Raw genomic sequence first — 12889 nt, forward strand, 5'->3', positions numbered from 1 at the left:
GGAGTGGCGGCGGATACGGGTTCAGCGTAAAGTCCGTAGCTACTACGGAGTCAAGCGTACTACGAATGAAAATCAGTCAGGCTGCCGACGCCAGCGGATGCCACTTGGAGACGATTCGCTATTACGAGCGGATCGGGTTGCTGCCGCGCCCGGGGCGCACGGGCAACGGCTACCGGGTCTATGGCCCGGCCGACATCGAGCGGCTGCGCTTCATTGCGCGTGGCCGGGACCTGGGCTTCAGCCTGGAGGAGGTCCGCAGCCTGCTGCAGCTGGCCGGCGATGAGGAGCTTTCGTGCCGGGACGTGGACCGGTTGGCCCGCAGCCATCTGGCCGACGTGCGCGCCCGCATGGCCGACCTGCAGCGCATGGCCAGCGAGCTGGAACGGGTGATTGCCAGTTGCCATGGCGGCCAGCGGGCCGAATGCACCATCCTGTCAACGCTGCGCCAGCCGGCCGCTGTGGAGGCCACGCGCCAGTGACCGAACTGGACCGCTACCTCGATGCGGCCACGCGCCAGAACACGGTGCGCAGCTACGCCTCGGCGCTGCAGCACTTCGAGGTCGACTGGCAGGGTCACCTGCCGGCCACCCCGGACAGCGTGGCCCGGTACTTGGCCGCATACGCGCAGACCCTGGCTGCGAGCACGCTGCGCCAGCGGCTGGCTGCCATTGCCTCCTGGCATCGCGATCATGGGTTTGTCGATCCCACCCGGTCGCCGCTGGTGCGCAAGGTCCTCAAAGGCATCAAGACCCTGCACCCGGGCCAGGTCAAGCAGGCCGCGCCGCTCCAGATTCGGCGGCTGGTCGAGCTCGATGACTGGCTGGCCGCGGCGATCGCTGCGGCACATGCCCGGGGCGATGGGCCGGCGGCGCTGCGCCATCAACGGGACCGAGCGCTGGTGTTGCTTGGGTTCTGGCGGGGCTTCCGTGGCGATGAACTGCTGCGTCTGGACGTGGCCCATCTCACGCTGGTGCCGGGACAGGGAATGACCTGCTTCCTGCCACGCAGCAAGGGTGATCGGCAGGCAGCCGGCGTCACCTACAAGGTGCCGGCGCTGTCGCGGTTGTGCCCGGTGGAGGCGACCCAAACCTGGCTGCAGGCGGCTGACCTGCAAGAAGGGCCGGTGTTTCGTGCAGTCAACCAATGGGGCAAGGTAAGCGCCGAAGGTCTCCATCCCAACAGCCTGGTGCGCCTGCTGCGCGAGCTGCTGGCCAGTGCGGGCTTTGCGGATGCGGGGCTCCACAGCAGCCATTCGCTGCGCCGCGGCTTTGCCAGCTGGGCCAACGACCAGGGCTGGGACATGAAGGCCTTGATGGAGTACGTGGGCTGGCGCGATGTGCAGTCGGCCATGCGCTACCTGGACGGGCGTGACCCGTTTGCCCGGGACCGCATTGAAGCGAGCCTGCCCAGTCCAACCGTGCCGGTACCGGCGATGGCACTGCCGGCGCCGGAGGGCAAATCGGCCCTGCAGCTGCGCCTGCGCATGGTGCTGACCCCGTTTGCCCGCACGGGCCGCGGCGCGGCCAAGGCCCGAGGCCGAATTGAAGAGATCTGCTTGGCCCCGTTCCAGGCTGTGCGCCTGAACACCGCCAGCAGCGAGTACCAGTTGACTGCTCCCACCGATCCCGAAAGGGATCTGGATGAAATCCTGGCCACGTTGCTCGATGACATGCACCGCATGGCCGATACGCACCAGTGTTTCCTGGAAGCGTCTCTCAATACAGACGACGGCCGGCACTGGGATTGATCCCCTCATAACTTCCGGATCCAATGGCTACCTTTCACGAGACCGCCTACCCGCGACTGAAGCCTGATCCCACCGCCAAGGAACTGGAGGAGATCTATACCCCGACCGCCGCTGAGATTGCATTCGCCAAGCAGCTGACCACCCAGCCGGGTCCGCAGCTGGCGGTACTGATTCATCTCAAGCTCTTCCAGCGCTTGGGCTACTTCACGGTGTTGGCCGACGTACCCGAGCGGATCCGGAAGCACATCGCCAAGGCCGCCCGACTCGGGCGCGTATTGGACACCGACCAGCTCGAACGCTACGACGCTTCCGGCAGCCAGCGCCGGCATATGCCGCAGCTTCGGCAGTTCATTGGGGTGCGCCCCTTGGCCAAAGCCGGGATGTCTTGGCTGGACACGGTGGCCACCGGTGCAGCCCAGACCAAGCACACCATCCCGGACATCGTGAACGTCCTGCTTGAAGAGCTGGTGCACCATCGCTACGAACTTCCTGGCTTCCGCACCTTGGAACTGGCCGCCATCGGTGCCCGCGAGCGGGTCAACCTGGGCTACTACCGCAGTATCAGCCACGCGCTGACGCCCGCCACGCGCACGCTCATCGACGAACTGCTGCGCGCACCGGAAGGGTCCAGGTTCACCGGCTGGCAATCAGCCGAGTTGTTCATCAAGCAGGTGCGCGGGCTGGAGAACACGGCCCAGCAGAAATTGCTGGCCTACCAGCTCGAACATGCCAAACGGGCCGACTTCCTCATCGGCCAGCTCAAGGAAATCCTACAGGCCTATCAGCTCGACGGCAGCGATAGTCAGCGCGTGGATGCCATCGACAATAGCCTGGAAGCGGAAGTGTCGACCTTGCTGGCCGAATGCGAAGAACATATGGCCTACGCCGGGAAGAACTACCTGCCATTCATGCTGCAGCCCTATGGCGCGGTCAGGCCGCTGCTGTTCAATGGGCTGGAGCTGATGAACCTTCGGGCGACCAGCCACGATGCCGGCATGGAGCCGCTGATCGCAGCGGTGCTCTCGCTGCGCAACCAGCGCCGTGAGCTGATCGAGGTCGCCTCCCTCGGTTTGGACCCGGAAAAAGACTTTGACTGGATGTCCAAGCTCTGGCGTCAGCACGTGTTCGGCAAGCGGGCCAGTGCAGCCGGCGCCGGCTGGATGCACCGTAAGTACTTCGAGCTGGCCGTGCTGGTGCAGGTCAAGGACGAACTGAAGTCCGGCGATCTCTTCATTCCCAGCAGCGAACGGTTTGATGACTACCGTGAGCAGCTGGTCGATGAAGCCACCTTGGCCCAGGAACTGGAAGCCTACGGCCAGGTGTCAGGCCTGCCCACCGACGCCGAGTCTTTCGTGGCGGGATTGCGCGCACAATTGACCTCCCTGGCCGATGAGGTCGACGCGCGTTTCCCGGAGAACGTACATGCGGACATCCTGGATGGGCGCCTGGTGCTGCGGAAGGGGCAACGCGCCGAAGTCTCCAGCGCGATTACCACGGTGGATCGCCTCATCGCCGAACGGCTTCCAGAATCCAGCATCGTCGATGTCCTGATCGATGCCAGCCAATGGCTGGATCTGCACCGTTTCTTCCGCCCGATCGCCGGCACCGAGAGCCAGGTCGAAGATCTGCCCCGACGTGTGATCACCACGCTATTTTGCTATGGCTGCAACCTGGGGCCGACGCAGACGGCGCGGTCGATCAAGGGCTTCAGCCGGCGCCAAGTCGCTTGGCTAAACCTGAAATACGTGACCGAGGATGTGCTTGAGAAGGCCATCGTGGAGGTCATCAATACCTACAACAAATTCGACCTGCCTGGCTATTGGGGCAGCGGCAAGAGCGCATCAGCTGATGGCACGAAGTGGAGCGTGTACGAGGACAACCTGCTGTCGGAGTATCACATCCGCTACGGCGGCTACGGTGGCATCGGCTACTACCATGTGTCCGATAAATACGTGGCGCTCTTCAGCCACTTCATTCCCTGTGGCGTGCACGAGGGCATCTACATCCTCGACGGTCTGTTGGCCAACACTTCCGACATCCAGCCTGAGATCGTCCATGGCGACACGCAGGCCCAAAGCTACCCGGTCTTCGGCCTTGCCCACATGCTGGGCATCCAGCTGATGCCCAGGATCCGGAACATCAAGGACCTGACATTCTTTCGGCCCGAACCGGGTAGGGCTTATAAGAACATCCAGGCACTGTTCGGGGACAGCATCGACTGGCAACTGATCGCCACCCATCTCCACGACATGCTGCGGGTGGCGATCTCAATCCGATTGGGCAAGATCACCGCGTCCTCGATCCTGCGCCGGCTGGGCACCTACAGCCGGAAGAACAAGCTGTACTTCGCCTTCCGGGAACTTGGCAAGGCCGTTCGAACGCTGTTCTTGCTGCGCTACATTGATGACAATGAGATCCGCAAAACGATCCATGCTGCCACCAACAAGAGCGAGGAATACAACGGCTTCGTGAAATGGGTGTTCTTTGGCAGCCAGGGGATCATTGCTGAGAACGTCCAACACGAGCAGCGCAAGATCATCAAGTACAGCCAGCTGGTGGCCAACATGATCATCCTCCACAACGTGGAAGGCATGAGCCGGACCTTGGCCGAGATGAGGAAGGAGGGGATTGAACTGACGCCCGAGATCCTGGCCGGCCTGTCGCCTTATCGGACCAGCCACATCAATCGCTTCGGCGATTACCACCTGGATCTTGAAAGGGAAGTGGCGCCGCTGAGCTACAAAGCCAAGGTGCTTGAACAGACCCCATAGATGGGGAGAACCTGCCCCGAGAGACGAGCAATCAACCTTGAAATTCAGTCGCTTAGGCAGCTTTTGGCCCTGTACGTAATGATTCCCTGCCGACCCTCTTGATCGTCCCCAGCGCCGGCATCCCAATACCGAGGTCGATCAGCCCCCAAGCGGTATCCCCATCGACAGGATCGAGCGCGGCCAACAGCCAAGTCGCGTGCGCATCCGGCGTAAACAGTCGCACTGCTGGTATTGGGTCGATGTTCTGACCATCGGCGAGCGCTGCGCCGACGGCGAGCAGCTGCACCCGTTGTTTTTCGGTGACGAGCGGCTGGATCAAGGCCGGAACCCCCACGAATCCGACGATGCGCAGATGCGCTTTTCCGCGAAGGCGCAGAACCAAGGAAGCGGATGCGTGCTTTCGTGCGGAAGTACCGAGGCACAAGCTACCGAATCCGTGCGTGCACGGAAACGTCGAAGCGGAATTGTGTGGGCCAGCCGAGGCACGGATGCGGTTCCCCGATTCTGTCGGAATCCGCCAATGCGGCTTTCCGTAAAGGCACGAATACGGAAGTCAACAACACCAAATGAACACTATAGATTGTAGTCCTATAGGGCGCAATCGGCTGTCATCTTGGTTTTTCGGGGAAACCATAGGTGGCGGCGAAACACTCATTGGCAACGGCGATACGGACGGTCAGGAAAGCGCGGGGCTTGACCCAGGAAGCGTTCTCTGACGTGTCGAGCCGTACCTACATGAGTTCGCTGGAGCGGGAGCAGAAAAGCCCGACCCTGCACAAGCTGACCGAGCTGTGCGAAGTCATGGAAGTGCATCCGCTCACGCTGCTGACGCTGGCCTACGCCGGCGATAGCACGCGCAAGGCCGATCAGCTTCTGGCGCAGGTGCGCCAGGAGCTTGAGGCCGTCTTGAAGGAACGCGACGCGCCATAGGCGCGTGCGTGACGTGCTGCTCCTGGCAGCACCGCGCCCCGCCGCAATGGGCGGGGCGCGGTGGGTGGCCGTCAGGCCGCCTGCGGCTTGCTGCGCGACCAGATCAGGTCGTGCGTGCCGTTCTCGCTTTCGATCAGGCGGGCATAGATCGCTGCCGGGAACGAAGGATCGTCGACGGTCACGGACAGGTAATCCCGCCCGGCCTCGCTCGTCTTCTTCCACGCCGCGCCGATGTCGTGGCCGGCCGCCTGCAGGCGGAAATCGGGGGCGTTCTCCTTCTCGCCCTTGTCGTTGGGAACCAGCTTGACCTTGACGTTGAGCGTCAGGGTGCGGAGCGTGCCGGTGAAGCCGTCTTTCTCTGCGGTGAAAGTGCCGATGTTAGCCATGATGTTTTCTCCTTTCGGGTTGAACAAGGTCGCGCCAGTGCGTCCTTGTTGTGATCCGGCCGGCGGGGGATGGGCTGGCCGCACCGCTTGCGGTCGAAACGCAGTGGAGAACCTGGAAGCGAAAAGAATTTGTCCCGCGAGGAAGCCGCGCAGCGGCGGGGAAATTGTTTTCGCTGGAAGGTTGCGGCCATGAAGCCCAAGGCGAAGCCGTGCCCTCGCCAGGATTCACAACAAAGCAAGGACGCACGGGCCGCCTGTCCCGAAAGGAGACATGGCCGACTCGGCATCTCCGCGCGACGGCTGCACCGGCTTGCGCCCTGGCGCGGGCAAGGCCAACACCCCCAACGAAAGGCGAGAACGCCCCTTGCCGCAGCTTGCGGCGACGTGCTTGTTGCGTGGCGTGGAAGCTCCATAGGGCGGCCGGGCGGCGTGTCGGTGAACCGTCCTTCGTGACGTACAGGCGGCGAACCGCCAGCGTCGAGGACGGCACGCCTGGGCACAACCTGCCGCAGCAAGCCGGGGCGTAGCCCCACAAGCCCCGCCCATTGCGGCGGGGCGCAGCCTTCCTCGCAAGCGAAGCGCGCAGCGCCGCAGGCGCGAAGGCGTGAGGGATTGAAGCCGAATGGCCGTGACGGCGAAGACGGCACGGGGCGCAGCCCGAAAGCCCGGCGGCGCCCTTGGCGCCGTCACGCCATACCCGATTCCGGCAACGAAACTGGAAAAGCGAAGTGCAAACCCAGTGTAAGGTGACATTCTTGGACGCATTGATGACAGGCTTTCCCCATGACAAGCCATCCCTCGATTCTGGCTGCGCTTGCGGCCGCGCTGCTGTTCGGTGCCAGCACGCCTTTTGCGAAACAGCTTGCAGGCGACATTTCCCCGATATTGCTCGCTGGCTTGCTGTACCTCGGCAGCGGCATCGGGCTTTGGGTGGTTCGCCTCATCAGGGATCGCGGCTTTGCCGCGCCTGATCTGCCGGCGCGAGAGTGGCCCTGGCTGCTAGGGGCCATCGCCAGCGGCGGCGTGCTCGGCCCCTTGCTCCTGATGGTGGGCCTGACCCACACTTCGGCAGCCGATGCCTCGCTGCTGCTCAATCTGGAGGCGGTACTGACCGCGGTGCTGGCGTGGGTGGTCTTCCGCGAGAACGCCGATCGGCGCATCGTGCTGGGCATGCTCCTCATCGTGGCGGGCGGCCTGCTGCTGGCATGGTCGCAGCACGGTGGCACGGTACAGAGCAGCGCACTGGGCAGCTTCGCCGTGGCCGGTGCCTGCCTGTGCTGGGCCGTGGACAACAACCTGACGCGCAAGGTGTCGGCCACCGATGCCGTCTTCATCGCAGGCACCAAAGGGCTGGTGGCCGGCATCACGAATTGCACGCTGGCGTTGGCGCTGGGCGTCACGCTGCCGGCCTGGCCGCGCATGGCCGAAGCCATGAGCGTCGGACTGGCCGGCTACGGCGTCAGCCTGGTGCTGTTCGTCCTGGCGCTGCGCGGCCTCGGCTCCGCCCGCACGGGCGCGTATTTTTCGACCGCGCCTTTCATCGGGGCCGTCGTTGCCATCGCCGTCTTTCAGGAACCGACCTCGGCGGCTTTCTGGCTGGCGGCCGTGCTGATGGGCGTCGGGGTCTGGTTGCACCTGACCGAACGGCATGAGCACCTGCACACGCATGAACCGCTGGAACATGTCCATCGGCATGTGCACGACGAACACCATCGCCATGAACACGCCTTCGCGTGGGATGGCGTAGAGCCGCATTCACATCCGCACCGGCATGCGCCGATCACGCATCGCCATCCCCATTTCCCCGACGTGCATCACCAGCACAGCCATTAGCGGCGCAAGGCATTGCGCCGCTAATGGCTGTCGGGCTTTGACACCGGGCGCGGCCACGGCCGCGCCCGATTTGCGTTTCACCGCGCCCAGGACGGAACGGCCTGGGCGCGGTGCTGATCGCGTTTATTCCTTCGTCTCGATGAGCCACCACACGGCACGCGGCAAGGTGTGGCCCGTGATGGGGTGAATGTCGGTGAGATCGGCGCGGGCCGTCCAGCCCGAGGGCGGACGGTAGCCGCGCACGTCGCCGTCGCCGTGCCAGCGGCGGGCGCGCACCGTGCCGGGGGCGTAGATCGCCGCCATGCGCGGGCGGCTGGTGGTGATGCGGGTCATGGGGACTTCTCCTTCCAGCGAAGCGCCCCGGTCGAGGCCGGGGCGCTTGCCTTCGGCGCGGGTCAAGCGGCCAGCGCCTCGGCGGGTTCATCCGCCATTGCCTCGGCATCCTCCGGGGCGTCCTGCTCCGGGCCTGTCTCCTGCGAGCCTTCGGCCTTGAAAATGGCTGGCATCCAGCCCGTACCATCGGCCAGCCGCTCGGCTTCGCTGGCAATGTCGGCCTTCTTGAGCTTCGCCAGCCGGGTGATGGAATCCGGCGCAAACGCGCCCACGGCATCCAGAATCACTGCCTTGGAAACGTGCTTGAAGTAGCCTTCGGCGGTCGGCTTCCACCATGCGGCCATGTCGAGGCCCACGGCCTGCGCCAGTTCCGCGCCGGGTTGGTGCGGGGTGGCGCGCGGCGTCACCACGTCCACTGTGGAAGCCACGCACACGGCCAGCAGCCGCACCAGCTCGTCTTGCGGCTTCGCCAGCAGCGCGGCGAGCAGTTCGGCGCTGTCCTGCGGCAACGCTTCGCCCGCGACTTCCTGCGCCGTGCGCAGCGCCACGGCGGCAGGCGATTCCGATACGTCTGGGGCAAGGCTTTCCAGTCGGTCTTGCGCTTTCAGACTCACGCCGAGCGGCAAACTGTCATGGTAGTGACCGTCCTGCAGGATGGCCTGCACCATGCCATGCACCAGCGCAGCCAGCGCGACGTGCGGATGCCGGGCGACTTCGATTTGCAGCGCCGCCGTGCGGTGGGCGCTCAACCGCTGCGCCAGCCGGTCGGAGACGTTCACGGCCTTGGGCGTTTCGTCGTTGGCATCGCCTTCGTCCTCGTTCGCGCTTCCGCCCTCCGCGAAACCCTGCCGCAGCCGGTGCAGCGTGCGCAGCGCCTTGGCCTCGGCCTCGCGCAACAGCCCGCGATAGATGACAGCTTCGCCATCGCGGTCGATGGTGACGATGGCACCGGCCACGGCGCGCACGCCCGGCGCGTAGTCCTGCAAGGCGTCCTCGATGGCTTGCAGTTCCCCGGCCACCTGCTCGCGCCGTTCTTCCAGCGTTGCCACCTTGTCCTCGTCCTCGGCGTCGTAGGCTTCTTCCAGCGTCGTGTCGATCTTGTCGAGACGGCCTTGCAACGAGGCGATGCGGCGGGCCTCGCGCGCGCTCGGTTCGCGGCGCTGGCGCGGCGCGTTCTGGAACGCCTGCCGTTCGGCGTGGCTGATGTGTGGCACGGCCTCCACCCACGCCCAACCCTCGGCGCGCACGTCCTCGGCGTGCGCGTCGAGCTTGCCGCGCACCAGCGTTTCCAGCAGTGCGGCGTCGGTGAGGTAGGTTCCGGCATCGCCTTCCGCGAACAGGTCGCGGCGGATGCCGCCGCCCGCCTCGTTATAGGCGTCCAGCCCGACGAAGCGCACCAGCGGATGACTGGCGCTGATTTCGCGTTCGGTCAGGCGCTCGCGCAGCGCGGACGCGCCGCGCTGCCATTCCGGCGCACCGTAGAACGCGGCTTCCTGCGCGGCGTGGTCGTCCGTGATGGTCAAGGCCATCAACTGTTCCAGCGTGACGCCACCCGCACGGTAGTCGTCCAGCAGGCGCGCCGAGACGTTGGCGAGCTTCAGGCGGCGCTGCACCACCAGCGGGGACACGCCGAAGTCGGCGGCAATGTCTTCGATGGGGCGGCCTTCCTTCACCAGCGCGGCGAACGCCTCGAACTGGTCGGCGGGGTGCATCTGCTCGCGCAGCAGGTTTTCCGCGAGGCTGACGGTACGCGCCGAGGCATCGGGCACCAACAGGCACGGCACTTCGTAGTCGGCGGGGATGCGCTTCTTCTTCGCCAGCAGCTTCAACGCGGTCAGGCGGCGGTCGCCGGCAACGACTTCGTACTGCTCGCCATCGGCGGCGAGGATGACGATGAGGTTTTGCAGCAGGCCGACGCGGGAAATGCTCGCGGCTAGTTCGGGGATGGACAGGCGCGGCGTCCTGCGCGCGTTGCGCTTGGAGCGGCGCGGCTGCAACTGCGAGAGCGGAACCAAGATCAGATTCTTGGTCGGGTCGGCGGCTTCCAGCGGCGCGGCGGTTTCGATGGCGATGACTTCGGTTTTGAGTACGGCGTTCATGGTGATAACTCCTAGCGGTTGGGATGCAGCAGCGAGAGAAGCGGCAAGGGCTGCTGCCCGCCCCTGCCGCTGTGGGGTTCAGGCTTTCAACTGGCGCAGGCCCTCGGCCAGCAGCCACAGGGCGCGGTTCAGGCGCAGGTCTTGGTCGATGCCGTGCACGGGGCGGGTGGTCTGGCGGCGACCGTTGGCGCTGCGACCGTGCAAGCCGCCGCGCAAGAGGTTTTCCTGCGTGCGGTTGAACACGCTCCACAGGTCGCGGCGGTCGTCGTCGAGACGGCGCGGCGCGAGCACCTGCGTTTCGGTGATGGGTGCGGGCTTGTCGGGGGCGTCGTACTTCAGCGCCAGCGCGGCACGCGCGAACACTTCGGCTTCGCCGGTGTCCAGCGTGACGGCCTGCATGGCATCGCGGGATTCCTGCGCGCGGTCGAAGCCGTGCAGCACTTCGTATGCGCCTTCGATGACGTGCGCGGCTACGTCGCCCTTGTGCGGCACGCGCACGTCGGCCACGGTGTCACCGCATACCAGTCCGTTCTTGCAAACGAACCGGAACATGCCGGCGAGCATTTGGTAGCTGCTCGTTCCGTCATGGGAGTTCAGCAGGATGATTTCGTTGGCCTCGCGGCCGTTGATCTGGCTGGCGTGGCGCAGCCGGATCATGTGCTTGGTGTAGTCGCGGCGGTCGTCCTGCCGCACGCGGGTCTGCGTCACCATGAAAGGCTCGAAGCCTTCGCTGCGGAGTTCGCGCAGCACGGTGGCAGTGGGGATGTAGCTGTACCGTTCCGAGCGGCTTTCGTGCGGGGCGTCCGCGAAGATGGACGGGGCTACGGCGCGGATTTGGTCATCCGACAAGGGATGTTCCGAGCGCAGCACCGGGGAGCGGGATGCGAAGCGGGAAGCAAGTTGCATGGTCGTTCTCCTGACAAGGGTTGCTGTCGAAAAAGCCACCACCGGATTCCTAGATTCGGAGCCCGCCTTTCGGCTTCTCCGGTGGGGTCGGCGCGGAGACCTGGGCCGGCCTCGTTGCCACCGTCTTTCCTGAGTTCATCGCCCGCGACGGTCAGGAGCGCGCGGACGGGGGCCGTCAAGGAGACAAGCGCAGGGTTGGTGCGGCCCGCAGGCGCAGCCGAGGACACGGCCCTGCGCGCCTTGACGGCACACGGCCGCGGGCTACAGTCGCGGACAAGGTGATGAAGTCAGGAAAGGCGGATCGACAGGCGACGGCCGCTACGTTGGCGCAGACACCACGCAAGCGAAGCGCGCAGGCCCGGATCTCGGAGCCGGGCCGAAGGCCGCGCCGGCGCAGCCGGGGCGGCGGCATTGCAGGGGCGCCAAGCGCAGCGCGGCGGGGATAGCCCGCAGGGCTTTCCCCTGGAGTGCAAGCGCAGCGCGCAGCGCCGAAGGCGCGAAAGCATCGACATCAGACGCAGCAAAAAGAAAGGGTATCCGGATTTTAGTGTGGGAAGACCGCACTAGCCCTTCTTGTCTGACAGCTCTCGTTCGGTAGGTTTCTGGTATCGCAAGGCTTACGCGCTTTTAGCCTTCAGTGTGGGCTTTGTCTGGCGCATGTCGGTGCAAGGAAACAATCAGTGGCAGGTCACCTTGCCCCCGGCTCGAACTGGGGTTTGAGGCGCAGTGGAACGGAAAACCGGGTTAAGCCACGCGCCTAGCTCCCGTGCAGAGAATCGATCAGCGGGCACGACACAGTGCCTCGCTGCGCATGGCACTCGTTGACCAACCGTGACAGCACCGCTTCGATTCGCGTCAGGTCCGCCATCTTGGTGCGCACGTCGGTGAGCTGGAGCGCAGCCAGCTCGGCGGCTTCGCTGCAGTGAGTGCCGTCCTCAAGCTGTAGGAGTTGGCCGACTTCGTCCAGGTTGAACCCCAGCCGCTGGGCGGATTTCACGAAACGCACCCGCGCCACGTCCGCCGATCCGTAGCGGCGAATACTGCCGACGGGCCGACCTGGTTCTGGCAATAACCCCTTGCGCTGATAGAACCGGATGGTCTCCACGTTGACCCCAGCGGCCTTGGCGAAAGCCCCGATGGTCAGTGTTTGCGGATCGTTCACCATCGCGCTTGACTCCGTACTTGACTACGGAAGTAACCTTAGCGCATCACGCAACGTCTCGGAAGGAGATCCCTCACATGGCAGACCCCAGCAACGGCCGCGGTGCACTGGCCGCCGGTGGCCTCGCCGCCATCCTCGCCTCGACCTGCTGCCTCGGTCCGCTGGTGCTGATCACGCTGGGTTTCTCCGGCGCCTGGATCGGCAACTTGACCGCGCTGGAACCGTACCGGCCGATCTTCATTGGCGTGGCGCTCGTGGCGCTGTTCTTCGCGTGGCGTCGCATCTTCCGGCCGGCTCGCGCCTGCGCGCCGGACGACGCATGCGCCGTGCCCCAGGTGCGGACGGCCTACAAGGTGATCTTCTGGATCGTCACCGCCCTGGTGCTGATCGCGCTCGTGTTCCCCTACCTCATGCCCCTGTTCTACTGAAAGGAGATTGCCATGAAGAAACTCGTCGCATTGCTCGCTCTGACCGTTGCCCTCAGCGCTCCCGCCTGGGCCGCCACCAAAACCGTCACGCTGTCGGTGCCGAGCATGACCTGCGCCACCTGTCCGATCACGGTCAAGAAGGCGCTGACCAAGGTCGAAGGCGTCATCGAGGCCAAGGTGACCTGGGAGCCCAAGGAGGCGGTGGTAACCTACGACGATGCCAAGACCACTCCGGCCGCGTTGACCAAAGCCACCGAGAACGCCGGCTACCCGTCTACCGTCAAGAAGTGAGCA

At 65.0% G+C, this 12889-nt stretch carries 12 protein-coding genes and 1 pseudogene; 7 read left to right on the forward strand and 6 right to left on the reverse strand.

All coding sequences use genetic code 11. The features are described 5' to 3' along the window. The first annotated feature begins 65 nt into the window (after positions 1-65). Genes LAJ50_RS06110 through LAJ50_RS06120 form a run of 3 tightly spaced genes read left to right on the forward strand, consistent with a single transcriptional unit; the run spans position 66 to position 4518 of the window. On the forward strand, positions 66-479 hold the full coding sequence (locus LAJ50_RS06110) for a helix-turn-helix domain-containing protein (RefSeq protein ID WP_130531493.1): 414 nt from the start codon (positions 66-68) through the stop codon (positions 477-479). Further along, on the forward strand, positions 476-1747 hold the full coding sequence (locus LAJ50_RS06115; protein WP_138652263.1) for a site-specific integrase: 1272 nt from the start codon (positions 476-478) through the stop codon (positions 1745-1747). The genes LAJ50_RS06110 and LAJ50_RS06115 overlap by 4 nt, the downstream gene beginning before the upstream one ends. A gap of 23 nt (positions 1748-1770) precedes the next feature. Continuing rightward, positions 1771-4518, forward strand: coding sequence for a Tn3 family transposase (locus LAJ50_RS06120; RefSeq protein WP_138652261.1), 2748 nt, complete (start codon positions 1771-1773; stop codon positions 4516-4518). A 97-nt stretch (positions 4519-4615) separates the two neighbouring features. On the opposite strand, the pseudogene LAJ50_RS06125 reads toward LAJ50_RS06120, so the two are convergent. Continuing rightward, positions 4616-4837, reverse strand: a pseudogene (locus LAJ50_RS06125) (DUF2958 domain-containing protein); the annotation flags it as partial. Positions 4838-5154: 317 nt separating this feature from the next. On the opposite strand from LAJ50_RS06125, the gene LAJ50_RS06130 reads away from it, so the two are divergent. Then, positions 5155-5448, forward strand: coding sequence for a helix-turn-helix transcriptional regulator (locus tag LAJ50_RS06130; protein WP_130531523.1), 294 nt, complete (start codon positions 5155-5157; stop codon positions 5446-5448). A 71-nt stretch (positions 5449-5519) separates the two neighbouring features. On the opposite strand, the gene LAJ50_RS06135 is transcribed toward LAJ50_RS06130, so the two are convergent. Beyond that, positions 5520-5834: a DUF736 domain-containing protein gene (locus tag LAJ50_RS06135; RefSeq protein ID WP_130531600.1), complete on the reverse strand. Its 315-nt coding sequence runs from the start codon at positions 5832-5834 to the stop codon at positions 5520-5522. A 783-nt stretch (positions 5835-6617) separates the two neighbouring features. Between LAJ50_RS06135 and LAJ50_RS06140 the strand changes: the two genes are divergently transcribed. Further along, positions 6618-7667, forward strand: a complete 1050-nt coding sequence (locus tag LAJ50_RS06140) for a DMT family transporter (protein ID WP_130551941.1) — start codon at positions 6618-6620, stop codon at positions 7665-7667. A 123-nt stretch (positions 7668-7790) separates the two neighbouring features. Here the strand turns inward: LAJ50_RS06140 and LAJ50_RS06145 are convergent, their stop codons facing one another. From LAJ50_RS06145 to merR, 4 genes are all read right to left on the reverse strand, one after another. Beyond that, complete coding sequence (locus LAJ50_RS06145; RefSeq protein WP_130551942.1) at positions 7791-8000, reverse strand: hypothetical protein; 210 nt, start codon at positions 7998-8000, stop codon at positions 7791-7793. 62 nt (positions 8001-8062) lie between these two features. Continuing rightward, positions 8063-10099 carry a ParB/RepB/Spo0J family partition protein gene (locus tag LAJ50_RS06150; RefSeq protein ID WP_130551943.1) on the reverse strand — a complete coding sequence of 679 codons (2037 nt, stop codon included), beginning with the start codon at positions 10097-10099 and terminating at the stop codon, positions 8063-8065. 78 nt (positions 10100-10177) lie between these two features. Continuing rightward, on the reverse strand, positions 10178-11005 hold the full coding sequence (locus tag LAJ50_RS06155) for a DUF932 domain-containing protein (RefSeq protein ID WP_130551944.1): 828 nt from the start codon (positions 11003-11005) through the stop codon (positions 10178-10180). A 757-nt stretch (positions 11006-11762) separates the two neighbouring features. Then, on the reverse strand, positions 11763-12170 hold the full coding sequence (merR, locus tag LAJ50_RS06160) for an Hg(II)-responsive transcriptional regulator (protein WP_012480188.1): 408 nt from the start codon (positions 12168-12170) through the stop codon (positions 11763-11765). Between the two features lie 74 nt (positions 12171-12244). Between merR and merT the strand changes: the two genes are divergently transcribed. Together merT and merP are read left to right on the forward strand one after the other, a co-directional pair. Further along, positions 12245-12595, forward strand: a complete 351-nt coding sequence (gene merT / locus LAJ50_RS06165; RefSeq protein ID WP_019183730.1) for a mercuric ion transporter MerT — start codon at positions 12245-12247, stop codon at positions 12593-12595. A gap of 12 nt (positions 12596-12607) precedes the next feature. Continuing rightward, the gene (gene merP / locus LAJ50_RS06170) at positions 12608-12886 is read left to right on the forward strand and encodes a mercury resistance system periplasmic binding protein MerP (protein WP_012480190.1); all 279 of its coding nucleotides are present in this window, start codon (positions 12608-12610) and stop codon (positions 12884-12886) included. Positions 12887-12889 lie beyond the last annotated feature (3 nt).

Source organism: Pseudoxanthomonas sp. X-1, assembly GCF_020042665.1.
GTDB lineage: Bacteria > Pseudomonadota > Gammaproteobacteria > Xanthomonadales > Xanthomonadaceae > Pseudoxanthomonas_A > Pseudoxanthomonas_A spadix_A.

What these genes read in the sequence shown, in the direction of transcription:
- LAJ50_RS06110 (WP_130531493.1), top strand. Translation starts at nt 66, where the DNA reads ATGAAAATCAGTCAGGCTGCCGACGCCAGCGGATGCCACTTGGAGACG.
- LAJ50_RS06120 (WP_138652261.1), top strand. Translation starts at nt 1,771, where the DNA reads ATGGCTACCTTTCACGAGACCGCCTACCCGCGACTGAAGCCTGATCCC.
- LAJ50_RS06135 (WP_130531600.1), bottom strand. Translation starts at nt 5,834, where the DNA reads ATGGCTAACATCGGCACTTTCACCGCAGAGAAAGACGGCTTCACCGGC.
- LAJ50_RS06140 (WP_130551941.1), top strand. Translation starts at nt 6,618, where the DNA reads ATGACAAGCCATCCCTCGATTCTGGCTGCGCTTGCGGCCGCGCTGCTG.
- LAJ50_RS06145 (WP_130551942.1), bottom strand. Translation starts at nt 8,000, where the DNA reads ATGACCCGCATCACCACCAGCCGCCCGCGCATGGCGGCGATCTACGCC.
- LAJ50_RS06150 (WP_130551943.1), bottom strand. Translation starts at nt 10,099, where the DNA reads ATGAACGCCGTACTCAAAACCGAAGTCATCGCCATCGAAACCGCCGCG.
- LAJ50_RS06155 (WP_130551944.1), bottom strand. Translation starts at nt 11,005, where the DNA reads ATGCAACTTGCTTCCCGCTTCGCATCCCGCTCCCCGGTGCTGCGCTCG.
- merR (WP_012480188.1), bottom strand. Translation starts at nt 12,170, where the DNA reads ATGGTGAACGATCCGCAAACACTGACCATCGGGGCTTTCGCCAAGGCC.
- merT (WP_019183730.1), top strand. Translation starts at nt 12,245, where the DNA reads ATGGCAGACCCCAGCAACGGCCGCGGTGCACTGGCCGCCGGTGGCCTC.
- merP (WP_012480190.1), top strand. Translation starts at nt 12,608, where the DNA reads ATGAAGAAACTCGTCGCATTGCTCGCTCTGACCGTTGCCCTCAGCGCT.